We start from the raw sequence: 25,545 nt of genomic DNA on the forward strand, positions 1-25,545 counted from the left end.
TTTTACCATGATAATATATTTATTATTTCAAGAATTGATTAGTTCTGCCCATATTGTAGGCAAGCTTTATTATTGACTTTTCTTCTTCAGACATTTTTTTATTATACATTTTTTCAAATTGAGCAAATAATCCCTTAGTATTAACGTCTTGCTTAGGCTTTGAAATTCTTTTTGTACTAATATTATTATAGGTACTAGCTTCTATTTCAGGAGTATAAAGTTTTTTAAATATTTCAGCAGTATAATAAGCATCATTAAACGCATCGTGAAAATCTTCTTTAATAGGAATATTAAAAAATTCAACAGCAGATCTTAAGCCGACTCTGGTTCCCTTGGGAGTTTTTATATATTTTGAAGCGATTTTTTGAACATCGATATATTTTTTAAAGTTATCTATTGAGCTTAAATTGTGAAATTTTATATTTTTCATAAGTTCTTTAATGTCAGAAGTTCCCCAAATACATAATGTAAATTCTTCATCACTAATAAAATTTACGAAATCATTATATACATCAGGAAAATAATTATGTAAATTTACCATTGCAGTTGTTATTTTAGTTAAGTTTTCTATATAAGGATGAATTTCTGTATGAATAGTAGGTTTAACTAATCTATTAAAGGTTGAAGTTATTTCTAAGTCATTATTAAGTTTTAGTGCTCCAATTTGGATTATTTCAAAAGTAAGTTTGGAAGCATTGGCGTCCTTTGACTGTTGTTGATTAAATTCTAAATCATATACTATATAGTTCATTATATTTACCGTCCTTTTATATCTCGTATATATTAATATTAGTATAACCACTATAAAAATAAAATCTATAAATACAAATTTATTAAATAAACTACAGGAGTGAAAGAATAAAAAAATGCTATATAAGGAGTAATATTTAATAATACTTCTTATATAGCACTAAATTGAGATTTTACATTCTATTATAGTTTTAAGCTAATAACAAAATAATATATTTAATAATCTGAGATTCTTTGTTTTAATACAATTATACAATTACTTTTTGAGCACTACTAAGAATAGGAGCTGCTGGAGTTAAATTAGTTGTTATAACGAAATCTGGTGAAGTACATACTGTTGAAGCAGTTCCACCTGATGGTGTATAAACAAGTTTTGCAGTTGCATCACTATTAACAAAATCATCAGTTACATCAGCGATGTTAGTACCTGTCTTTGCTGGTACTTCAATATAAACTGTGTTATTCTTCATGTTTTGGCTTTGAGTAAATTTAATAGTTATAACATTACCAACAATTGTAGCTACAGTTGGAGTAACTGGAGTTTGAGCTGCATCTCCAATATATACCTTTATATTTGCTTCAGGTCCAGGAACAAGGTGGCTTTCAGCAGTTATAACTATTTCATATTCTAATTCAGTAGTTTCCATACTGCCTATACCAGGAATATTAGCCATAAGGTATAAATCTTTGTTAGGAGCTTTTTCTACAGTATAGGCACTTCCAAATCCAAATAGATTACATTTTCCAAAGGTATTAAGTGTTGCTTCAGCAGTAGTAGTAGATAATTCAGTACCAGTTGCATTTAATGCTTTAATAGTTGCGATATTTTTTAATGGAGTACCTGCAGCAGCAGCAGCAGCTATAGCAGCAAGTAAAGTATCAGCATTTGTTACAGTAACAGGAATTGAAGCTTTTACTTTTTTTATTGCAGTAAGATTTCCTACTATTGTGTTGTCAAGAGCTAATGCTATACTAGTTGCTGTAGAAGTATCAGTGACTCCAGCAGTAGTTGCTGTAGTACTATCATTTATATAAATTTTAGCTGGTTTTGTAGTTGTATTATAAGATAAACCTGCAGCTAATGGATCAGTAATAGTTATTTCGTCAAATGTTGTATTTACTGGGATATTAAATATAACATCAAATTGTAATATTGAACCGGTTGAAATACGCATTTTTTATCCTCCCTATATATTAAGTTAGTTTAATTAATAATTAATTTTGTTTGAATAATTATTAATATATAATATGATTATTTATTAAATATTGATACACAATACATATAAAACAAAATTTTACTTTTTTACATAATAGTCATTGAACTTGAATGTATATTTTTGAAGTTTTGGGAATCAAAAGAAATAATTAATTTTGATGGAATATTATTATCACATTTGGGAATATTGCTTATATTAAAAAGTACATCATTATCTATTTTCTTTGCATACACTTTAAAAGGTTTATTATTTAATTTAGCAGTAACACAGGATATATCAGAAATAAAACCTATAGGTGTTGAATATTTATAAATCATATTATTTACAGGCGCACAGCCAGTATTTTCTATTTCTATCTTTCCACAATTAGAATCAGTATTTATTTGTAAAATAGCTTGATCAACAGTAATTATCAAAGGCATATTATCTTCCTCAATAAAAGGCTCATTTGATGATAGAGGAGATAAAAGATTTATATAATTACTGATAGATGAATTAATTAAATTTTTGAAGATAGCTTTAATGTAAAATACAACATCTAACTTTTCATTTGGTTGTAATTTACATAAACATACACAGTTGTCATTAAAATTGTCACAGGAATACACTTCTTTTGTATTAGAATTGACTAAAGAACCTGGGATGAATTTAAAATTGCTGTCATTTGAAAATTTCAATTTTAAAGGATAAATAGTACTATTACTTTCATTTTTAAAAATCAAATTTACTGATATTATATCATTAGTTTTGATTTTCGAAATAGGGGACAAATTATAATTATTATCATTGCTAAAATATAATTGTTTGGGACAATTTTCATAAAATGGAATATTAAATTCTACAGGTAGATACTCATCAGTGGAAGTAGAAGTAGAAGGATTAATTTTGATTTGTTTTTTTAATTTAAGCATATTTTTCTCCTTAAATTTTTAATACTTATAGTATATTCATATACAACTAATTAGGGATTTTATGAATACAAGTAAGTTGTTATTTCATAATATGAAGTAATAAGTGATTAAATAGGAAGGAATTTTATATGTATAAAGATGAAGAAAATAATATTAAAGATAAAGATATAATTAATTTAATTAATTATAAGAATAAGATAATAATAATAACTTCAGATATAAATGAAATTACTTTTACAAGTGAAGGAAATGAATGCAATGCAGGAATACTTGTTAAGAATAGAAACAGTGATTTAATAATTAAAATAAATAATGTGTATTTAAATTCTGTTAATCAAATTGCAATTGATTTCAGAGGAGGAAAAAATTGTGATTATAAAAATAAATTAGTATATTCAGGAATTAATACTATAATGAGTGAAGATAATATTGGTATTTGTATAAGTAATAATCAAACTGTTGAAATAACAGGTTGTGAAAATTGTAGATTAAATATAAATGGTGGATCAGAGATGCCAGCAATAGGAAATAACGAATGGACAGCAGGAGGGGGACATCTTATATTTTCAGGATATGGCAATATTGAAATAATAGGTGGAGCTGGATGTAAATGTTATGAGAATTTAGAACATAAAGGAAAGTGTGGTTCTTATGCTATAGGATTTTGTGAGACAAATATTAACGACACTTCAACAATAAAGATATTAGAAAATGTAAATTTAAAGGCAATAGGTGGAAATGGTCAAAGTATTTCTAGTATAGCATTAAATAAATGTAGTGGTTGTGGTGGTGCTGCAATAAGTATAGGAGATAATAGCAGCTTTGAAAAAATAGGTTTAGGTGTTTTAGAACTTATAGGAGGGGACAGTGGAGAAAGTATAGGAGAATATGCTTGTGGCAATTGTGCAAATGGTGGAGATGCTATTAAAATTAAGAGCGGATTAATTAATATTAATAGTCCAGCTATTTTAAAAGGCGGAAAAGGTGGAAGTATTAGCTCCAAGTGTAAAAATGTTATTTCTAAGGGTGGAAAAGGTGGGGATTGTATTTCAATTTCAGAAAGTGAGTTAGATGAAAAGTTAAAAAAAGTTAAAATAAAAATTGATAATTGTGTACAAGCTAAAGGCGGAGATGGTGGAAATTCTGGAGTTTATTTTAATAATGAAAATATATTAGGAAATGACGGTGGGGATGGTGGTAATTTTATAAATTCTAATGATTTCAAAGTGGAAGTTGCTATAGGTGATATTTACTTTAAGGGTGGAAAAGGTGGAAAAGGTGGAGAAGGTCAGATGAGAGGTCATAATGGAATAATAGGTAATAAATTTAAAGGTGATAATATTTATTATACTGAATTTATAAAAGAAGAAAACCATAAATTAGGTAAATATAATGAAGAGATAGATGATTTAGTTGATGAAGGTAGTAAACATTCAGATGAATCTGTAAAAGAGGAACAACAAAAATTATGTGAGGTATTAGAGCTGGTAATAGATAAACAATTTGAAGGGAATTATTTAGAAAATCATGAAGATTCAGGTGAAGAAGAAAATAAGCTTGTTAAATTAGAAAATGAAATTTTAAATGTAGAATATATGGAAGTATCAAATAAATCCAATAATATTATGATAAGAATATTTCAGCATATAGTAAATTTAATTAAGAAAAATTAAATTATATGAAGAATGGAAGATTAATAAAGAATTTTACTTGAAAGACTTGTATCCATACAATTGCAATAAATCTCTTTGAGTAATATAATTATTTTGCAGTATTTTGAAAGTAAGATATAAATTACAAGGGGAGATAATTATATGGAAAATAAGAATAAAAAGATTATGAAATTAATACAAACAGCTATACTTGCAGCATTATGTTTTGTATCATTTACATTTCTTCAAATTAAAATTCCAGTACCAGGGGGAGATGCTACTTCATTGCATATAGGAAATGCTTTTTGTGTACTTGCAGCATTACTTCTTGGCGGATGGTATGGTGGATTTGCAGGAGCTATTGGAATGACAATAGCAGATATACTTGATCCTGTATATATTTTAGGTGCACCAAAAACTTTTGTATTAAAATTTTGTATAGGTTTAATAACAGGAGTCATAGCACATAGATATGCAAAAATTGATAGTAGCAGTGATAAACAATATATATTTAAATGGAGTACAATTGCTGCAATTTGTGGTTTAGCATTTAATGTTGTATTTGATCCTATAGTTGGATATTTTTATAAACAATATATATTAGGTCAACCTCAACAAATGGCCTCTGTTTTAGCAAAACTAAGTGCAGTGACTACATTTATTAATGCAGTAGTATCTGTGGTTTTAGTTAGTTTTATATATAATGCAATAAGACCAATTTTAATAAAGTCAGGATTACTATTAAATGATTAAAGCATTAATTAATAAAAAAGTAGTAACTTATATTTATAGTACGAGTTACTACTAAATTTTATTGGCGTGTTTTAATAGAATAATAAGTATTATATAATATAATAAATTAAAGAAAGGCAGAGGTAGTTTCAACAATGAGAATATAATTTACACTTTTATTTATTAAGTATAACAAAGAACTTTTAACTAAAAAAATAGTCTATATATTAGGACTTTTTTTGTTGTACTAGCGGTTTATCACTATAATAAAGAATAGGGATGTACTTGAAGTAGATATCATTGACAATTTAGAAAAATAAAATTATAATAGTAAAAAATATATTAATAATCTGATGAAGAGGAAGAGTAATTAGATTAAGCTTCAATAAAGAGAGCTAGGGACGGTGAAATCCTAGTAAGAAGAGATTTAATGAATGGGCCTCAGAGGAATAAAGAGAAATCATAGTTAGAGAGTATCGGAATGGTGTGCTGCACCTTATAGCAGATAGAGTATGTTAGTACTTGATTTTGAGTGGTGTAATTATAAAAAATTAGGGTTTGCTTACAATTATTTTTTATTACACAATTTAGGTGGCAACACGGATATTATCTCCGTCCTATTAATTTAGGACGGAGTTTTTTTGTTTAATAAAATTAAATCAAGGAGTGAGTTTTATGAAAAAAGAAATAATTTTAACAGGAGATAGACCAACAGGAAAATTGCATATTGGACATTATGTAGGGTCTTTAATGAATAGAGTTCAGTTACAAAATTGTGGTTTGTATAATAACTATATAATGATAGCAGATCAACAAGCATTAACTGATAATGCACGAAATCCAGAAAAAATAAGGAAAAGTTTAATAGAGGTTGCATTAGATTATTTGGCAATTGGAATAGATCCATCAAAATCTACAATTTTCATTCAATCTCAAATCCCAGAGCTTAATGAATTAACTATGCATTATTTAAATTTAGTTACAGTTTCAAGGTTAGAAAGAAATCCAACAGTTAAAAGTGAAATTAAAGAAAAAGATTTTAATGTAAGTATTCCAACTGGATTTCTTATTTATCCTGTAAGTCAAGCAGCAGATATTACAGCTTTTAAGGCAGATGTTGTTCCAGTTGGAGAAGATCAACTTCCTATGATTGAGCAAACTAGGGAAATAGTAAGAAGTTTTAACTCAATTTATAAAAAGGATATATTAATAGAGCCAAGAGCAGTACTTCCAAAGGAGGGATTAGGAAGATTACCAGGAATTGATGGGAAGAATAAAATGAGTAAGTCGTTAAATAATGCAATATATCTATCAGATGAACCAGATATAATAAAAAACAAGATTATGTCTATGTATACAGATCCAAATCATATTAAGGTAGAGGATCCAGGTGAAGTAAATAATAATACTGTTTTTACATATTTAGATGCATTTTGTAATGATAAGATTAAGTTAGAAGAGATGAAAGAACATTATAAGAGAGGTGGTTTAGGTGATATAAAAGTAAAGAAGTATTTAAATGAAATACTTCAAGCAGAACTTGAACCAATAAGAAATAAAAGAAAAGAATTTAAAAGAGATATAGCATATGTATATGATGTTTTAAAAAATGGAAGTGATAATGCCAGAAATATAGCAGCAAATACTCTTTCAGAAGTTAGAGAAGCAATAGGAATAGAATACTTTAAATATTAGAGAGTTCAGATTTTAAATGAAAAATCAATAAAAAGAGTATAGACAGAATTATTTTAAAAAATCTAAATAAATATTTAATTAGGTGGCTGTATCAAATTTATTTTAATACAGCCACCTCATTATAGTATTATTCAGATAAGGATTTAATTTCTTTGTAGCTATTAAGATCTGTATAAAGTTCTCCCTTTATAGGATTACGTTTTGTTTTCTTAATCTTATAAATATAGTATACAAATACTGCTATATTTGATAATAATGCTGCTAAGCTTACGATAAATAAAGCAGTTGTGTTATGTGATGATCTAACTGCAAATTGAGATTCATCAATGAAACTAGGACATGTCATTGCAAACATGCACCACAATGCAAGTGTTTGTGCACGATGTTGTAACCAAGCACCTTTCTTTATAAAGAAAGCGGCAATTGTAGGAGCAAAAAGTAATGCTATACCACAGTACCATGCATGGTTAGGTAGGCAATTATATGTGTATGCAAAGTTCCAAATATCATATGCTATAATCCAGAACCAAAGCATATCAGGCCATAACATATCTTTGCTCTTATCCTTACTGATACAGATTCCAAACCAACCTGTAATTGTAATGATATTTAAGATACCAGCAATCCCATTCATAACATTCCAAGAACCGCTTACAGTAACCATTCCCTCAAACACTTCTTTATTAAGATGTAGTCCGTAAATTTGAAAATCACGTGCTACTGCTTCACAAATATTGATTGCTAAAATTAATGGTGGGAAACATAAAGCCCACTTTTTGCTACTAGCACCTTTTATATGTCTAATTAGAAAGAAACCAATACATCCTGCTAGTGATGAATATACTTTAGCATAATGAAACCAATCATTTACGCTTGTCCCTTTAGTAGTTTTGGGCCATACAACAAAAGTAAGAAATAACGGTAAGATAATGAAAAGCAATAGTCCACCCCATTTAAACCTACGGCCTAATTCATTAAGTACAATTAACATTAGGAATACTGTTAATAGCATAAGCCAATTCGAAAAAGGCTGTGCTTCAAAAAAAAACATAATTAATCCCCCTTAGTAAAAATACAATTGTTATAGCATTTTATAACTAATTTTGTTATTATTTACTAATATTAGTATACACATCTATATAATGCTTTATAACTAAATTTAAAATTTTTTATAATCTTAGAGTTAATGTTCATTTCTACTAATTCTTTTATTTTTGTATTTATATTTTTTACGTAAAAGGAAAAGATATAAATAAATAATTAATTTTATATGCAATTATATTTGTTTTTTTAGAAATAAAAATATCTCGAAAGGAAAAGATTTTTAATGAATAATAGAAATAGTAAGCTAACTATTAGAATAGCAGTATTATTTGAAATAATTTTAGTGATTTCTGCTGTTTTTAGTATTATATCAAAACAATGGAAGAGTTCAGCTTTGTTACTCTTAGCTATTATATGTATTATACTTCCTTTTATAATTACCAATATTGCTAATAGAAAGAATATAGTACTACCTTCTAGCTTTCAATTAGTATGGATATTATTTATTTTACTTACACTATACTTTGGAGAATTTAAGAAATTCTATATTACATTTTGGTGGTGGGATTTACTTATTCATGCTATATATGGTAGTTATTCAGTTATTATAGCATTGAATTTAATTCAAGGAATTATTACAAAGAATAAACAAACAACTAAACAACGATTTACTATTTTTAGCCTAATATTTGCATTTAGTTTTTCAATTGCTTTAGGTACTATATGGGAAGTATTTGAGTTTGTAGGAGATTATCTATTTAAAACAACTATGATAAAGGGTGGCCTTGAAGATACGTTATCAGATCTCATTGTAAAAGTTTTATCTGCCTTTATTACTTCTATAATATGTTATTATAGTGAATCGAGGAACTAAAAATAGTGAATTTTAGATCTAATATGATTGGTAATAGAGTTTTAGCTGTTAAAGGAATCATCTATTATTTTTTTAATAAACTTAAAAGCCAATGCTTAACAATAAGTATTGGCTTGAAATTTTTAATTATGATATCCAAAATATCGATACCCTAATTTTGACGAGTTCTTTCTTTGCTTATTTTAAAATTTAAGAATTTTTTTTATAGTTTTGGTAAAAATAACTTCATTGAGAACTATGCTTAAGTCATATTTAATTAAGAAGGGAGTTTTTTACTTGAAGAAAAACAATTCTTATGGATTAAGAAGGAATGTTTTAAGAGAGCTTAATCAAGGATTTTCTTGTATTCATGAAAATTTTAAGTATTTTAGAAAGTTATCCAAAGGAAGAAATAAAGTTCTTGGAGCATCTGAGTGGCTTCTTGATAATATATATTTAATTGAAAAAGAATATAAGGCAATTAAGAAGGAAATGCCTATTGATTATTTTAAGTTATTACCGTCCATGACAGAATTTATTGATAATATAGATCATAAGAGAACGCATGAAATTAATAATACATTTAAAAGTAAGAATTTTGATGAGAAAAGAGATTTTGAAAAGAAAAATTATGAAAATTATAATGAATCTGAAAATGAACTTCCCCGTATTTTTGTAGTTGCAAAGAATTATGTAAATTTAGGCGGAGATATTGATGGTGAGAGCTTTATTAAATATATTAATAAAATTCAGGAAGAAAATTTAGGTGTGGATTTAGAGTGTAATAATGTAAGTGAAAAATTGTTTAGTAAAATAGATAACAGTAGGAGTAATATAGATGGACCAAAAGAGGATATTAATATTGTAAATAAAGATATGGCTTTTACTATTGGTGAACTTTGGGCTTTTCCACTTATGCTTAAAACAGCAATAATAATAAATTTATCACAATATACTAATAATCTTGTTGATATTCAAAAGGAAATCTTACAGGGAAAAATTGTTGCTGAGAGAGTTGTAGATGCTATAAGTAACAATAAACTTAATGAGGAACTTGAAAATATTAATGCTAAAGTTAGTCCGTTATTTTTAAGAGAATTTTTTAGAATTTTAAGGGAGAATTCCATAGAGAATAAGAGTATTTATGATTTTGCAAGGCTTAAATGGGGAATAGAAGAAGATCTTAATAATTATACTACTAGGAGCAACTTAAGAGAGGAATTTTTAGAAAGATATATTGGGAACTATATAACTTCAATTAGAAAAATTGAGAATATAAGTTGGAGAAATTTCTTTGAAAATACATCTTTAGTAGAAAGGATTCTAAGAGAAGATCCTGTTAATGTTTATGGAAGCATGGATTTTGAATCTAAGGATTATTATAGGCATAAACTTGAAAGTATAGCTAGAATAACTAATAAAAATGAACTTAAAGTAGCACATAATGTATTACAACTTTCAATAAAGAACAAAAATGAGAACAAGGAATCTTATAAGTGTCATGTTGGATATTACTTAATTGATAATGGTATAAGTGAATTGGATGGATATTATAATAATGTAAATCATGCAATTTCTGAAGGTACATATTTAGCAATAAATATTTTGGGAACATTTCTTATAAGTACACTTTTTTTATTTATAAGTAGCTTGGGTGGCGTAAAGTATACTAAGGCTGAGTACCTAATTTTATTTTTAGTCAGTATAATTCCTATAAATGAAATTATAATTGGACTTATTAATTGGATTGTAAGTAAAACCGTACAGATTAGATTAGTACCTAAGATGGATTTTAGTGAAGGAATTCCAGATGATTGCAAGACAGTAGTAGTCATTCCTGCAATTGTAAATTGCAAAGAAAAGGTTAAATCTCTTATGGAAAAATTGGAAGTTGCTTATTGTGGAAATAAGGACAAAAACATTTATTTTGCATTACTTAGTGACTTTGCGGATTCAAATTTTCAGGTTGAAGAGAATGATAAGGAAATAATTAAATGTGGAATTGAATGTGCAAGAAAGTTAAATAATAAATATTCTAAAGATAATTACAAAAATAATAATGAAGCAAAATTTTTCTTTTTTAGTAGAGAGAGAATTTATAATAAAAAGCAAAATGTTTTCATGGGAAGAGAAAGAAAACGTGGAAAGCTTATGGAATTTATGGCTCTCATCAGAGGAAAAACAAATCATACTTATAATGTTCTAAGTTCAGAAATAAAAATACTTAAGGATGTTAAATATTTAATTACTTTAGATGAAGATACATTTATGCCAAGAGAAAGCACTTTTAAACTTATAGGTGCCATGAGCCATGTACTTAATGTACCCTATGTTAAGGATAATGAAGTTTTAAGAGGATATGGTGTTATGCAACCTAAGGTTAGCATAAGTTTAGAATCTAAAAATCAAACATATTTCTCAAATATTTTTGGTGGAGAAGGAGGCGTAGATGGTTATTCAGTAGCTTATTCTGATACATATCAGGATTTGTTTGGTCAAGGATCTTTTACAGGCAAGGGAATAATTAATATAGATGAATTTTATAATATACTAAATACTTCAATAAAAGATGATAGAATTTTGAGTCATGATCTTTTAGAAGGAGCTCTTGCAAGATGTGCCTTAGTTAGTCAGGTGGAATTCATAGATGGATATCCAGCTTTTTATGAGAGTAGTTGTAGAAGATTGCATAGATGGGTTAGGGGGGATTGGCAACTTATAGGTTGGTTATTTTCTAAAAAAATAAGTTCTCTTAACAAGTGGAAAATATTTGATAATTTAAGAAGAAGCCTTTTAGCACCTAATTTATTAATAGCATTGATTCTTTCTTTGACTATTTTAAATGGAAGAAGTCAGATTGCATTACTCTGCTTTTTAGCACTTATGAATTCTTTAGTGTTTACAGTTACAGATTTTGTTGTTACCCCTAAAAATAAACTTATGGGAACATTTAAAAGTTTTCAGCAAATACTTTTAATATTTACATTTATTCCGTATCAAGCATTTTTAATGATGGATGCAATAATAAGAACATTATTTAGACTATGTATATCTAAAAGAAATCTTTTAGAGTGGCAATCTTCTGATTCTGTAGAAAAAAAATATAGTAATACTTTTAAATCATATTTAAAAAGAATGTGGATTGCTCCAATAATGGGATTATTAGTATTATATTTATCTATCTATAATCCTATTGGGGTTATTGTTTATAGCGTAATTGTTGCTGCACTTTGGATAGTAAGTCCATATGTAGCTTATTGTATAAGTAGAAAAATTTCTAAAAATAAAATGATTTTAGATGATGAAGAAATTGTTTATTTAAGGAAAATATCAAGAAGAATATATGCTTACTATGAGGATTTTGTTAATGAAGAAAATAATTATTTAGCACCAGATAATTATCAAGAAAAACCTTTTAAAGGAATTGCTCATAGAACATCTCCAACTAATATAGGTATGGGGCTTGTTTCAAATGTAGTGGCTTATGACTTAGGATATATAACAATGATGGAGTTTATTGATAAAACAGAGATGATATTAAATAGCATGAAAGATCTACAAATGGTTCATGGACATTATCTAAATTGGTATGATACAAAAACTAAAGCTCCACTATGGCCAAGATATGTATCAACTGTTGATAGCGGAAATCTTTTGGGAGATTTGTGGGTGCTGAAACAAGCTATGGAGGAATTAAAGGATAAAGAAGTTATAAGAATAAATGAACTTATGTCATTAAAAGATATCTATAATATAATTGAAAAAGATGAAGCTTCAATTGAAGCTATATTTGGTTCAAATATTAGTATTGGTGAATATAAAGATGCTTTAAATAAGATATTAGCTGAAATTCAACAACTTACACAATGTGAGGAAAGTAATAGTGACAATAAAAATAAAGCTTACTTACAAGGAAAAGAGAATGAAGAAAGTAAATATTGGATAGATAAGTTTTTTGACGAGGCTAATAAAAAGCTTAAACATTATAATTACATATTTAATGGATTAGAAAAATTATATAGTAAAGAATTTTTTGAAGGAGTTCCTAGTATTAGAGACTTAATTGATAGGTGTGAAGAATATAAGAATGAATTTGGTGATAATTTTAATAATACATTTGAGGTAAAGATTGATAATTTCAAAATATATAGTAGAAAAATAGATAATATAATTAAAGATATTAATGTGATTTCAGAAAAGATGGATTTTAAATTTCTTTATGATAAAACTAGACAATTATTCTTTATTGGTTATAACGTAGAGGAAGATTCACTTGGAAATTCTTATTATGATTTATTGGCATCAGAATCAAGAATAGCATCATTTGTTGCTATAGCGAAAAATGATGTTCCTATATCTCATTGGTTTAAATTAGGTAGATCTATGACAAATGCATTTCACACTCATTCTCTTGTATCTTGGAGTGGGACTATGTTTGAATATTTTATGCCTTCTTTAATAATGAAGAATTATCCTAAAACTTTACTCAGCCAAACATATAAATCTGTAATAAAAGCCCAAAAAAGTTTTTCGAAGCAGAAGAAAACACCTTGGGGAATATCAGAATGTGCATTTTATAAATTTGATGTAGATGAAAATTATCAATATAAAGCTTTTGGAATTCCAGGCATTGGACTAAAGAGAGGTCTTGAAGATGAAATTGTAATATCACCTTACTCAACCTTGATGACATTGCCATTTTCTAAGAACAGTGGGATTAAAAATCTTAGAAAATTAGAGGAAATAGGTTGTCTTGGAATATATGGATTTATTGAAGCTATAGATTACACTAAGGCAAGAGAAGATAAATATGTTATAAAAAATCCAATGGACACTAATAATAAGGATAATTGTTTAATTGATAGTGATACAAAAAACTTAAATAATGAACAAATAGTTGATAGTGTATATAGTGATGGTATAAAGCCTAATAGAATTATGACATATATGGTACACCATTTGGGAATGTCTTTAATGGCTCTTGATAATGTACTTCTTAATGATATTTTAGTTAATAGATTTCATAGTTTGCCAGAGGTTAAGGCAACTGAGCTTTTATTAAAAGAAAAGATTCCTAATAATGTAACCTTTGAGAGAAATGAAGATTTTTCTATAAAGAATACGTATTTTGAAGGAGAAAACTTGATTCCAAGGAAATTTAAAGGAGCAAATCAAGATAATCCTGAAGTTTTATTGTTATCTAATGGCCAATATTCGTCAATGATAACTGTAGCTGGAAGTGGTTATTCTAAGAAGAATGATATGATGCTTTATAGATGGAAAGGAAACACCACAAGCGATGATAGTGGTATGTTTTTTTACATAAAAAACTTAAATTCTAATGATTATTGGAGTTCAACTTTTGAGCCATGTAAGAATCATGGAGATAAATATGTTACTGAATTTAATTTAGATAAGGCTAAGTTTAATAGAAAGGATGGAAATATCGAAACTCAAATGGAAGTTGTTGTTTCTCCGGATGAGAATTTTGAAGTTAGAAAAATTACTTTAAATAATTTAAGTGATAAGGGAAGAAGCCTTGAAATAACAAGTTATATGGAAGTGACATTGACCACATTTAGTGCAGATGCAGTACATCCAACTTTCTCTAATTTATTTGTTCAAACAGAATATGATAATAATGAAAATGTACTTATAGGAAGTAGAAGAGGTAGAGTTAAAGGAGCAAAAGTTCCTTACATATTTCATAAAGTTATAGTAAATGGAGAATTAGAAGGAAACATAAGTTATGAAACTTCTAGAATTAATTTTATAGGAAGAAATAGAGAACTTAAATTTCCCTTAGCTATGGATAATGACAAATCATTAGATAATACTGTTGGAACAGTTTTAGATCCAATAATGAGTATTAGAGCTAGGATAAGATTAGAAGGAAATTCAAAAAAAGAGATTTATTTTATAACAGGAACAACAGACTCTAGAGAATCTGCTATTGATATATGTAAACAAAATAAAGAAGTTGTTAATTTGGAGAAGATTTTTGAAGGCTATAGTATAAGAACACAACTTGAACTTAAGAATTTAGGTATAAGAAGTGCTCAAGCAAATATATTCCAAAGTTTAGCTTCATATATATTCTTTTTGCACGGTGGCAGAAAGGATAGAGAAGAATATATAAAAAATATTTCAAAGTATCAAAAAGATTTATGGTCTTATGGAATTTCAGGTGATTTACCTATTGTATTTTTAACTATTGAAAATACAGATGATATTAATCTAGTAGGTAATATGTTGAATTTACATTATTATCTTAAACTTAAAGGAGTAAAATTAGATTTAATTATATACAATAATGAAGAGATTTCTTATGATGAACCACTTCAAAAGAATATAATGCAATTAATAAGTACATCAAATGAAAGTAATTCTTTAAACACACCAGGAGGAATATTCGTTCACAATAAAGCTACTATGGATGCAAAGGTTAAAGATTTAATAATAGGAATTGCTAGGCTGTATGTTGATTCAAAGAAGGGGTCAATTTTAGAACAAATTACGAAAATTGAAGAGCTTAAAGTCAATAATAGTAATGAATTTTCAAGATATAAGGAATCTGTTGATGAAGAAAGTTATAAACGTAATTACAATAACATATTAGATGATAATCATGAAGAAAACTTTATGCCACAAGGCAAGAACAATTTGTTAGAAAAAAGACCTAACAAGGTAGAAACTAAGAATTTAGAAGAGGAAGCTAAGCCTCTAAATATCAACTATAAATTAGAGGTTGCAGATGAAGTAATACCAAATCTAGATGATAATATAACAGAATATAAAGAATATGATCATGATATAGACTTTTTAGAAAAACAGGATTTAATTCACGGATTAAAGGTAGCAGAAAAAGAAGATGGCATAGGAAAGTCCATGAATAAGGAAGACTTAAATATAGAGAAATTTGATGAAAATTTTAATATGCAAGATTTAGATTTCTTTAATGGATATGGTGGATTTAGTAAGCTTGATAATAGTTATTTGATAAAACTTTCTAACTTGAAAAATACTCCAGCACCTTGGATTAATGTCATCTCTAATGATGATTTTGGATTTCATATATCTGAGAGTGGTTCATCTTATACATGGTGTGGGAATTCTAGGGAAAATAAGATAACACCTTGGAGTAATGATTATATTAGGGATCCATTAGGAGAAGCACTCTATATTAGAGATGATTATTCTTATAATTATTTTTCCATAACACCAAAACCAGTTAGAGATTCAGGAGATTACTTCATAAAACATAGTTTTGGATATTCTGAATTTAGTCATACTGCTTATGATTTAAAAGGAAAACTAGAAGTATTTGCGCCTAAAAAAGAGAAGATAAAAATTCAGAAAGTAACTTTAGAAAATTTAAGTGAAAATGATAGAGAAATTTCTTTATTTTATTATGCAAAGCTTGTAATGGGTGTTTATGAGTATGATAGTACTAGATATGTTTCAACATATATTCATGGAGAATTTGAAGAAAATAGTAATATAAATATAGAATGTGAGGAATCTAATAGTGCTAGCTATGTATATCATAGAGGATTCATTAGAGGATTCAATCCTTACAGTGAGTATTTTGGAAAATTTAATTCTTATTTAACTATTTTAGGAGGAGAGAATTTAAGCTTTACTGGAGATAGCAAAGAATTTATAGGAATTAATGGAGAAGTTTCTTCACCAAAAGCCTTAGATAATGAGAATTTATCAAATCGATGTGGAGGAATTTATGATCCTTGTTTAGCGGCTACTACAAAGATTAAACTTAAAAAAGGTGAAAAGAAAGAGCTTTTAATTTTATTTGGTGAGGAAGAAAAAGAAAACATAGAAAAAGTTATTGAAAAATATGAAGTTAAAGGAAATGCAGATATAGAATTAGAAAAGGTTAAAGAATATTGGAAAAATTTCCTAGGAAATATACAAGTTAAAACTCCAGATAAATCTTTTAATTACCTTTTAAATGGATGGCTTTTATATCAAACTTTAAGCTGTAGATATTTAAGTAGAAGTGCATTTTATCAAAGTGGTGGAGCATATGGATTTAGAGATCAACTTCAAGATTCTATGGCACTTGGAGTTGTTGATCCAGAAATACCAAAGGCTCAAATATTACGTAGTGCTTCAAGGCAGTATGTAGAAGGAGATGTGCAACATTGGTGGCATCCAGTTGTAAATTCAGGTATAAGGACTAGATTTAGTGATGATTTATTATGGCTTCCTTATGTTACTGCTGAATATATTAATTCAACTGGAGATTATGAAATTTTACAAGAAACTGCACCTTATCTTGAAGATGAGCCTTTAAGAGATGGTGAAGATGAGAGATATACAATAGTCAACCAATCTTCAAAGGAAGGAACAATATATGAACACTGTTTAAGGGCTATAAAAAAAGCTCTAAAGTTTGGAGTACACAACATTCCATTAATGGGTAGTGGCGATTGGAACGATGGTATGAGCACTGTTGGGAATAAGGGAAAAGGAGAAAGTGTATGGCTTGGTTGGTTCTTGTACTCTATTTTAGAAAGCTTTATTAAAATTTCACAGGTTAAAGAGGATGAAGAAACTAAAGCTTATTATGAAGAACGAAAAGAATTTATAAGAGAGAATTTAGAAAAAAATGCTTGGGATGGTGGCTGGTATAGAAGAGCATATTTTGATGATGGCACTCCACTTGGAAGCCGTGAAAATCCTGAATGCCAAATTGATTCTTTAGCACAAAGCTGGGCCATAATTTCAGGTGCTACGAAAATTAAATCTAATTATAACTCTAATGAATATTATGTAGATACAGTAGAAAAACACAGTGAAAGAGCACTTGAAGCAATGGAAGCTGTTGATAAAAATCTAGTGAAAAAGGATAAAGGATTGATACTTTTATTAGCACCACCATTTAGTGATTCATATCTTGAACCAGGATATATAAAAGGGTATGTACCAGGAGTAAGAGAAAACGGAGGTCAATATACTCATGCAGCCGCTTGGGTAATATTAGCTTTGACTAAGCTTGGATTAGGTGATAAAGCTACAAAATACTACAATATGATTAATCCAATAAATCATACAAAGACGGAGCTTGAATGTAGTATCTACAAGTTAGAACCTTATGTAATGGCTGCAGATGTGTACATAAAAGAGCCCCACGGAGGAAGAGGTGGATGGAGCTGGTATACTGGAGCTTCAGGCTGGATGTATAGAGTTGGTATTGAGGATATTTTAGGTCTAAAAAGGGTTGAAGATAAAGGTTATAAGGTAAATCCATGTATACCAAAGTCATGGAACGAATTTGAAATAAAAATTCAAAATGAGAAAGAAGATTATGCTATAAAAGTAATAAGAGTTGGAAATATAGATAAAGGGAAAAACTCAAATAATTTAGTTAATTCACAAGTTACAAGTAATTCAAATCAAATTAAAGATGATAAACCTAAGATAATTATAAATGGAGAAAAGATTGATGGAAACATAATACCAAGAAATTTAGGTAAGATAGATGTATTTGTATACATATAATTTATGGAAATAAGGAAGATATAAACCATTGGCAGAACTAAGAGGAGATGTCACAAAATGATTGAATTTTAATCAAGAGTATAGTTTCTTCTTAGTTTTAGATAAAATTGTTAACAAAATAAAATTGGAATAAAATGTATCAAAAATGAGTAAAATAGTTTTATATGAAATCGTAATTAAATAAAAAATATTTAACAAGATATTTTTATAATGTATACAATGATATAGAATGGTCTATAATAATTAAAGATGATATAATAAGCTATTTTTATAATGAATTTAATGAAGACAGAAAAAGAGTAATTTAAAAAATTAATAGTATGAATTTTAATGTAGGAATTTGTATATTATAAATAATAGACTTATAAAAATATGAGATTAAAAAAATATTTGTATAATAAGTAACATATAAGGTATAATTTAGGTATATTATATAGATATGTAATAAATTTATATAGATTAAAACTTTGGCTGAGATAGTTCCAATTAAGGAACCATCTCAAGATGCAATTAATATTTTTATTTGGTTAAGATCTTTGTATAGTTTTTCTTGGGAGAGATGCACTATATAAAGGTCTTTTTGTTATATTCAAAGATATTTAAGTAGTACAATAACAATTCCAAATAAAAATATAAGAATACCAAAGAACCTTTCATTTTCTTTTGCAATAAAAATCTCAAACCAACTATTTCCTTTACGTCCTTTGACCTTCATATACATTTCCTCTCTTTCTAGTCCAATATAATCTATATAAAACTGAAATATTCTACCTTAACAATTGTTATTAAACTATGTAAGGACTATTACATAAGATTTATAGTTAAGAATACGGATATATTTCAGTAAATAGACATATAAAAGGAGAAATAAGAAAATAAAGAGGTTTTTATTTATGGGAATCTATTTTTATTTACGCAAATACATTCAAATATAATTTTTAACTTTAAGCTAACAATTATAGAATATTGATTATATTTATATTTCCCTTTAATTTGAATTTTTTGGTTTTAATTCCTCTCCCTGCTACTATTGTAACATAGTTTTATTAGGAAATATATGGTAAAATTAAAGTCTATAAAAAAATAAAATATTATGTAAATAATATTTTTAACTAAAATTTTTATTGGGGATGTATAGTTGTTATGAAATTAGATTTAATAGTTATTAGATAAGATATTTACTATGACTTAAGAGTTGTAAGAAGAAAGGAATTTGCTTACTGAGTACAATAAAGAAGTATTTCATATTCAACATGCTTTAACAGTTGAAGGTACTATGCATTATTTTTCAGAAAAATTAGGATATGTAGATGAAGCAGACTTTTGGTCTATAGTAGGGTTACTTCATGATTTGGATTTTGAAATGTATCCAGAACAACATTGTAGCAAAACTCAAGAAATTATGAGAGAATACGGTGTTGATGAGAGATTAATAAGAGCAGCAGCTAGTCATGGATACGGACTTTGCTCAGAAGAACAACCTAAACCGGAGCATCAGATGGAAAAAGTATTATTTGCAGTGGATGAACTTACAGGATTAATTGGTGCAGCTGCAAGAATTCGTTCATCTAAGAGCGTTATGGATATGGGACTTTCAAGTCTTAAGAAAAAGTTTAAGGATAAGAAGTTCGCGGCTGGATGTTCACGTGATGTAATTAAACAAGGTGCAGATATGCTTGGTTGGGAATTAGATAAATTATTTGAAGAAACAATTCTAGCTATGCGTTCTTGTGAAGAATATATTAATAATCAAATGGAAATCTATAATAATTAGTGAATACATATCTGACTTCATGGCAATTAAAAACTAAATAATTTCCAAAATTAATTCTAAGAAAAAAATAATAGAAAACCACCAAACTCTAGTATTAAATTGATTTGCAACAACAAATTTACTAGAAAAGATGGCTTATTTAAGACTTTAATCTAGTTTGTTTGATAAAAAAACAGGTCGCCTCAAAATTAAGGCGACCCTTTTTATTTTATATTAAATTACCAATTTATAGATATAAAACCATTAATAAGGTTAATTCCACCTCTTCTAGGTGAATAAGCTTTTACTTGAAGAGATATATTATCTTCATAGTTAGGACATTGGTTTTCATCTGCTGAAAATGGCATAATAAATGAATTATAAGTTGGTTTTGAATTTATACTTAATAATTGTGTTACCATTTCCTGTTTTAATCTTACAATTATATCAAAAGTTGTACCATCTTCAAGAGAAACTGTACGAACTACTTCAGTATCACCATCTCTATTTAAAGAAAGTGTGTTTTTAGGAATAATCCAATCAGCTAATGATTCTATAGCATATTTAACACCAGCTTCCCCTAATTGAATTACCAAGTTTTTTAATTGAATAACAAATGCATCTTCCATATTAATCTTTAGTTCCCCCACTAATTATAGAATTAGTAACTATTATTTATATTATATTATATGATTTTATACTTAAAGTGTTACTATTTAATAATTATGGAAAAATATTATAAAGTTAGATATAACGCTGTTTAGATAATGGATTTTAGTAAAAAAATATTTTTATGTCTACTATAAAGAAAAATTTACTTCTCTTCAATAAGGTGAGTTAGTTAATAGCATTATATATAATTTCTTTATTGCAATTATTTTATTAAAGTGCTAAAATAATTTCCAAAAGGAAACTATATTTTATTAACATTAATGAGGTGTTTATTTATGAATAAAAATTTATATAATTCTAAATTAGAAGAAGGTTTATCACGACTTCAATGTGAACTTGTTGCTGAAAGAAATAGAATAAACCCAGATAATATTTCTTGGTTTCAGTATGATTTATTGGAGTGTTTATATCAAACAAATGGAAGTCTCCCTGCAGAATTAAGTAATAGATTAGGTGTTTCACGTTCTAAAATATCTAAAGGGTTAAAAATTCTTAAAGAGATAGGCTATATAAAACAAGAGAAAAGTAATTATGATGCAAGAGAACTTTGGACAGAATTAACAGATAAAGGGTTTAATTTTTTAAAGGATACTGAGAAAGGACATGAACATTTAGCTGAAATTTCAGCATCCGCTTTAACTGAAAATGAACAAGTACTTTTTGCTGAACTATGTATTAAAGTAAGCAAAATTTTTGGAGAAAGAAGGGGATACTATGACAGAAGAAATGATTGAGATACTTCATGCAAATGAAAATAATCTTAAGGATATATCAGTAAATATTCCAAAGAAAAAAATCACCATAATCACAGGGCTATCTGGTTCAGGAAAATCTTCACTAATTTTTGACACACTAGCTGCTGAATCTCAGAGAATGCTGAATGAAACCTATTCTTCCTATATTCAACGATTGTTGCCACACTATGGCAGGCCTAATGTTGAGAAGATTAATCATCTTCCTGTGTCTATTATTATAGATCAAAAGAAAATAGGCGGAAATGTACGCTCAACAGTTGGAACAGTTACTGATATTTATACCTTGTTACGTCTTCTATTTTCGAGAATAGGAAAACCTTTTGTTGGTTATTCAATGAACTTTTCTTTCAATAATACAAATGGTATGTGTTCCTATTGTCAAGGCTTAGGAGTAGTTAAAGATATTGATATTCATAAGTTAATCAATTTTGATAAAAGTTTAAATGAAGGTGCTATTCAATTTCCTACATTTAAACCAGGCGGATGGCGATTAAGTCGTTACACCGAATCTGGTTATTTTGACATTCAAAAACCTATTAAAGACTACTCTAATTTAGAGCTTAATACGTTGCTTTATGAAGAAGAAAAAATACCTGATAACCCTACAAGCAATTGGCATAAAACAGCCAAGTATACTGGACTTATTCCCAGAATCAGAAGTTCCTTTTTAGAAAAAGAGCAAAAACAATACAAAAAAGAAATTGAACAACTTGTTGATGAAAAGATTTGCCCTCATTGTGGTGGAAAACGTCTTAATACTACGATTTTATCCTGTAAAATTAAAGGAAAATCAATTGGTGATTGTGTGGATATGCCATTAAATGAATTAAAATCTTTTATTCAAACAATCCACGAACCAAAAGTTCAGGCAGTCGCTCATGATATTCTCAAGCACTTAAGTACATTAGAAGAAGTAGGATTAGATTATCTTACACTAAACCGCACAACTAATACATTATCTGGTGGAGAGTCTCAACGTATTAAAATGTCAAAACATTTAAATAGTAGTCTTAATGATATACTATATATATTTGATGAACCTAGTATTGGATTACATCCTCATGATATTACTGGTATAAATAAGATATTCAAGGGGCTTAAAGAAAAGGGAAATACAGTTATAATCGTCGAACATGATCCTGATGTAATAAAAATAGCAGATCATATTATTGATATGGGACCAAAATCAGGAGTTCATGGTGGAAAAATTATTTTTCAAGGAACATATTCAGAAGTATTAAGCAGTTCTACTGCTACTGGTATTGCTTTATCTCAAAAACATAATATAAAAGAAACAAATAAAAATTTTACCTATTTTTATGAACTTAATAATGTAAAAATGTTTAACTTAAAAAATTTATCTGTAAAAATACCTAAAAACGCATTAACAATTGTAACAGGAGTAGCAGGTTCAGGCAAAAGTACGTTGATTACACGTCTTTTCCGTAATAAGTATCCAGATAGCATCCTTTTAGACCAAAGAAGAATTTATACATCTTCTCGTTCAATATTAGCTACATACATGGGTTTGTTTGATAAAATCCGAACTATATTTGGAAAGACAAGTGGTCAATCTCATTCATTATTTAGTTCTAATGGAGAAGGCGGGTGTCCTTTGTGTAAAGGAAAAGGAATAATTAAAACAGACCTTGCATTTATGGATGATGTGGAACAAACTTGTGAGTTATGTGATGGAAAACGTTATAAGAAAGAAGCATTGAATTATAAGTATAATGGATATACAATAAGTGATATTCTTAATCTCACAGTTGATGAGGCTTTAACAGTTTTTATTGACAAAGATATAAAAAAAATATTATATACTATCCAAGAAGTAAATCTAAGTTATATTAAACTTGGACAATCGCTTGATACACTATCAGGAGGAGAACTTCAGCGATTGAAAATAGCTTCAACACTTTTAAATGATACTGGTGAAATTTATATATTGGATGAGCCAAGCACTGGATTACACGAATCAGATATCCAAAAGTTAATAGAATTATTAACCAAATTAATTGAGCGAGGTAAAACAATCATTACATTAGAACATAATTTAAGTGTAATGTGCCATGCTGACTGGATTATTGATTTGGGGCCTTTCGGAGGCTTTAATGGTGGAGAATTGATGTATATGGGATATCCAGAAAATATTATACGATGTTCTTCATCCTTGACTGGAAAAAGATTGTTAGAATATACTCAAAGATAATATATTAATAAAATATATATTGTACCTGTAAAATAGTTACTAAAAATAGAGAAAGTATCATTCTTTTTCCTTTTTAATTGCAAAATATCTGCTTAAGATCATCTGGAACAATTTAAAGGCTACTTAATATTTAACATTATATTCATTAGCTTTATGTGAATATAATCTTCTATTATTCACATAATAAATATTGTTTAATAGATTAAATTTAAGAATGGAGTGATTTAAATGGGGATAGTAACAACAACTACAGACAATTATCAAAAATGTATTGATGAATGCAGTAGATGTACTCAAGCATGTTACGAATGTTTTGAGGCATGTATTAATGAACCAGATTTAAAAGATAGAAGAATTTGTGTAAAAATACTAATTGAATGTGCAAAGATGTGTGAAATGTCAATAGGGATTATGTCTATGAATGGAAAATTTGCAAAAGAGCACTGTAAAATGTGTGCTACAGTTTGTGATACATGTGCACAAGAATGTAGTATGTTTAAAGATGATCATTGTCAAAAATGTGCACAAGAATGTAAAACATGTGCAGATGAATGTAGAAAAATGTCTGGAATGTAATTTCTCCCAAATAGCTAGTAACTTCATTTGTTACTAGCTATTTTTATTATAATATTTATTCTACATATGTATTAAATAAGTTGTTATTTTTATCTATATTTATCATATAAGAATGAACTTTTTCGTTAATATAAGATAAATCTTGATTCGTTAAAATACTACATGTTTTAGAGTAAGACATTTCTTTTATAATATAATTTGAATCATTATATGTTTTATTGTTGGAAAGACCTATATGTGTATCATAACCATAAAAGCTTATAGTATCAAATTTATAATTAAAGCTTTTTAGAGTGTGTAAAATTAAATAAATATATTTAATATTAAGTTCAAGATCATGAGTATCTATAGTCATTAAATAGGTGAAATTTAAAGCATTATTTTTAGATGAATTTCTTTCATAAAATATTTCATAAGGTGGAATTTTGCTTTTATATTCTTTAAATAGATTAACAGATGAATCAATGCTGAATTCAATACAATCATTTCCAGGTTCTCTTTTTATACATATGTTTAATAATTTGTTTGCATATGGTTCATTTGATTTTAATGCATATTTGTTTATTTCAGATTTTATTTTAGAATTAATTTGCTTTCTAAAGTAATGCTGAAAATAGTCATCATAAATTATATTATTTTTTATTATTATAGAAAATGAACAATTATAAACAATTGACTGAGCTGATATTACTATAACATCGTCCAAAAAAGAACTAATATTAAATTTTTTATCTAATATTATAGGAATATCATAACATGATTTAATATATTCCTTGCATTGTTCAACATAGTAATTATGCATTGAACATAATTTATAATATTTTCTGATATTTTTTGGAAGTAAAAGCATAAGAATAATGAAAATATACAATATAAGTATTATATATTTAACATTAAAGTGATTAATTATAAATAAATCATCTAAAGTACTGCCAATTAAAATTCCTGCTTTCATAAAGAGAGATGTAATAAAAGTCCATCTAGCCCAGTTAAAGCCATGTTGTACACAAAGCCACAATATTACATCAAGTATGATATTAAAAATTCCAATGAGAAAAAAAGCAAAGTTATTTTTTAGTATAGGAAGTAACACATAAATTAGTACATCAATTGAAATTAAAAGAATAAATAGTGAAATAAAATAATATGTTAATTTTAGTTTATTATTAATATCTTTCATGATTGTATCTTACCTTTCATA

At 27.4% G+C, this 25,545-nt stretch carries 16 protein-coding genes and 1 other annotated feature; of the genes, 9 read left to right on the forward strand and 7 right to left on the reverse strand.

From position 1 onward, the window contains the following. Positions 1-22 precede the first annotated feature (22 nt). The 3 genes from NG918_RS15740 to NG918_RS15750 all read right to left on the reverse strand — a co-directional run bounded on the left by NG918_RS15740 (position 23) and on the right by NG918_RS15750 (position 2,878). Positions 23-751, reverse strand: coding sequence for a 3'-5' exonuclease (locus tag NG918_RS15740; protein WP_252226987.1), 729 nt, complete (start codon positions 749-751; stop codon positions 23-25). A 247-nt stretch (positions 752-998) separates the two neighbouring features. Then, positions 999-1,925: a hypothetical protein gene (locus NG918_RS15745; protein WP_252212116.1), complete on the reverse strand. Its 927-nt coding sequence runs from the start codon at positions 1,923-1,925 to the stop codon at positions 999-1,001. 128 nt (positions 1,926-2,053) lie between these two features. Then, a complete protein-coding gene (locus NG918_RS15750) occupies positions 2,054-2,878 on the reverse strand; it encodes a hypothetical protein (RefSeq protein WP_252226989.1) in 825 nt (274 codons plus the stop codon). Between the two features lie 128 nt (positions 2,879-3,006). On the opposite strand from NG918_RS15750, the gene NG918_RS15755 reads away from it, so the two are divergent. From NG918_RS15755 to trpS, 3 genes are all read left to right on the forward strand, one after another. Beyond that, the gene (locus tag NG918_RS15755; RefSeq protein ID WP_252212118.1) at positions 3,007-4,551 is read left to right on the forward strand and encodes a hypothetical protein; all 1,545 of its coding nucleotides are present in this window, start codon (positions 3,007-3,009) and stop codon (positions 4,549-4,551) included. 141 nt (positions 4,552-4,692) lie between these two features. Beyond that, entirely contained in the window at positions 4,693-5,283 is a 591-nt protein-coding gene (locus NG918_RS15760) for an ECF transporter S component (protein ID WP_252212119.1), read from the forward strand. A gap of 323 nt (positions 5,284-5,606) precedes the next feature. Next, positions 5,607-5,885 (forward strand) — a binding site (T-box leader). A 52-nt stretch (positions 5,886-5,937) separates the two neighbouring features. Then, a complete protein-coding gene (gene trpS, locus NG918_RS15765; RefSeq protein WP_252212120.1) occupies positions 5,938-6,957 on the forward strand; it encodes a tryptophan--tRNA ligase in 1,020 nt (339 codons plus the stop codon). Between the two features lie 127 nt (positions 6,958-7,084). On the opposite strand, the gene NG918_RS15770 is transcribed toward trpS, so the two are convergent. Next, positions 7,085-8,008 carry a DUF5692 family protein gene (locus tag NG918_RS15770; RefSeq protein WP_252226991.1) on the reverse strand — a complete coding sequence of 308 codons (924 nt, stop codon included), beginning with the start codon at positions 8,006-8,008 and terminating at the stop codon, positions 7,085-7,087. A gap of 276 nt (positions 8,009-8,284) precedes the next feature. On the opposite strand from NG918_RS15770, the gene NG918_RS15775 reads away from it, so the two are divergent. Next, positions 8,285-8,875 carry a DUF2238 domain-containing protein gene (locus tag NG918_RS15775; RefSeq protein ID WP_252226992.1) on the forward strand — a complete coding sequence of 197 codons (591 nt, stop codon included), beginning with the start codon at positions 8,285-8,287 and terminating at the stop codon, positions 8,873-8,875. 276 nt (positions 8,876-9,151) lie between these two features. Further along, a complete protein-coding gene (locus tag NG918_RS15780; protein WP_252226993.1) occupies positions 9,152-18,376 on the forward strand; it encodes a glycoside hydrolase family 94 protein in 9,225 nt (3,074 codons plus the stop codon). Positions 18,377-18,965: 589 nt separating this feature from the next. Here NG918_RS15780 and NG918_RS17035 read toward each other — a convergent pair. Continuing rightward, on the reverse strand, positions 18,966-19,091 hold the full coding sequence (locus tag NG918_RS17035) for a hypothetical protein (RefSeq protein ID WP_286674020.1): 126 nt from the start codon (positions 19,089-19,091) through the stop codon (positions 18,966-18,968). A gap of 498 nt (positions 19,092-19,589) precedes the next feature. Here NG918_RS17035 and NG918_RS15785 point away from each other — a divergent pair, with 498 nt between their 5' ends. Next, the gene (locus NG918_RS15785) at positions 19,590-20,150 is read left to right on the forward strand and encodes a hydrolase (RefSeq protein WP_252226994.1); all 561 of its coding nucleotides are present in this window, start codon (positions 19,590-19,592) and stop codon (positions 20,148-20,150) included. Between the two features lie 218 nt (positions 20,151-20,368). Here the strand turns inward: NG918_RS15785 and NG918_RS15790 are convergent, their stop codons facing one another. After that, complete coding sequence (locus NG918_RS15790) at positions 20,369-20,758, reverse strand: hypothetical protein (RefSeq protein WP_252212125.1); 390 nt, start codon at positions 20,756-20,758, stop codon at positions 20,369-20,371. Positions 20,759-21,076: 318 nt separating this feature from the next. Between NG918_RS15790 and NG918_RS15795 the strand changes: the two genes are divergently transcribed. The 3 genes from NG918_RS15795 (at position 21,077) to NG918_RS15805 (ending at position 24,344) form a co-directional block, all read left to right on the forward strand. Next, a complete protein-coding gene (locus NG918_RS15795) occupies positions 21,077-21,535 on the forward strand; it encodes a MarR family winged helix-turn-helix transcriptional regulator (RefSeq protein ID WP_252212126.1) in 459 nt (152 codons plus the stop codon). After that, positions 21,516-23,768: an ATP-binding cassette domain-containing protein gene (locus NG918_RS15800; RefSeq protein ID WP_252226995.1), complete on the forward strand. Its 2,253-nt coding sequence runs from the start codon at positions 21,516-21,518 to the stop codon at positions 23,766-23,768. Before NG918_RS15795 ends, NG918_RS15800 begins: the two co-directional genes overlap by 20 nt. 228 nt (positions 23,769-23,996) lie before the next feature. After that, positions 23,997-24,344 (forward strand): four-helix bundle copper-binding protein, encoded by a 348-nt coding sequence (locus tag NG918_RS15805; RefSeq protein WP_252212128.1) that lies wholly within the window; start codon positions 23,997-23,999, stop codon positions 24,342-24,344. 55 nt (positions 24,345-24,399) lie between these two features. On the opposite strand, the gene NG918_RS15810 is transcribed toward NG918_RS15805, so the two are convergent. Continuing rightward, positions 24,400-25,524, reverse strand: a complete 1,125-nt coding sequence (locus NG918_RS15810) for a hypothetical protein (protein WP_252226996.1) — start codon at positions 25,522-25,524, stop codon at positions 24,400-24,402. Positions 25,525-25,545 lie beyond the last annotated feature (21 nt).

The organism is Clostridium sp. ZBS2 (assembly GCF_023845855.1).
GTDB classification, from domain to species: domain Bacteria; phylum Bacillota; class Clostridia; order Clostridiales; family Clostridiaceae; genus Clostridium; species Clostridium aquiflavi.

Coding starts and splice junctions, on each gene's coding strand:
- NG918_RS15800 (WP_252226995.1), top strand. CDS start 21,516: ATGACAGAAGAAATGATTGAGATACTTCATGCAAATGAAAATAATCTT.
- trpS (WP_252212120.1), top strand. CDS start 5,938: ATGAAAAAAGAAATAATTTTAACAGGAGATAGACCAACAGGAAAATTG.
- NG918_RS15775 (WP_252226992.1), top strand. CDS start 8,285: ATGAATAATAGAAATAGTAAGCTAACTATTAGAATAGCAGTATTATTT.
- NG918_RS15810 (WP_252226996.1), bottom strand. CDS start 25,524: ATGAAAGATATTAATAATAAACTAAAATTAACATATTATTTTATTTCA.
- NG918_RS15740 (WP_252226987.1), bottom strand. CDS start 751: ATGAACTATATAGTATATGATTTAGAATTTAATCAACAACAGTCAAAG.
- NG918_RS15750 (WP_252226989.1), bottom strand. CDS start 2,878: ATGCTTAAATTAAAAAAACAAATCAAAATTAATCCTTCTACTTCTACT.
- NG918_RS15790 (WP_252212125.1), bottom strand. CDS start 20,758: ATGGAAGATGCATTTGTTATTCAATTAAAAAACTTGGTAATTCAATTA.
- NG918_RS15745 (WP_252212116.1), bottom strand. CDS start 1,925: ATGCGTATTTCAACCGGTTCAATATTACAATTTGATGTTATATTTAAT.
- NG918_RS15760 (WP_252212119.1), top strand. CDS start 4,693: ATGGAAAATAAGAATAAAAAGATTATGAAATTAATACAAACAGCTATA.
- NG918_RS15795 (WP_252212126.1), top strand. CDS start 21,077: ATGAATAAAAATTTATATAATTCTAAATTAGAAGAAGGTTTATCACGA.
- NG918_RS15805 (WP_252212128.1), top strand. CDS start 23,997: ATGGGGATAGTAACAACAACTACAGACAATTATCAAAAATGTATTGAT.
- NG918_RS15770 (WP_252226991.1), bottom strand. CDS start 8,008: ATGTTTTTTTTTGAAGCACAGCCTTTTTCGAATTGGCTTATGCTATTA.
- NG918_RS15755 (WP_252212118.1), top strand. CDS start 3,007: ATGTATAAAGATGAAGAAAATAATATTAAAGATAAAGATATAATTAAT.
- NG918_RS17035 (WP_286674020.1), bottom strand. CDS start 19,091: ATGAAGGTCAAAGGACGTAAAGGAAATAGTTGGTTTGAGATTTTTATT.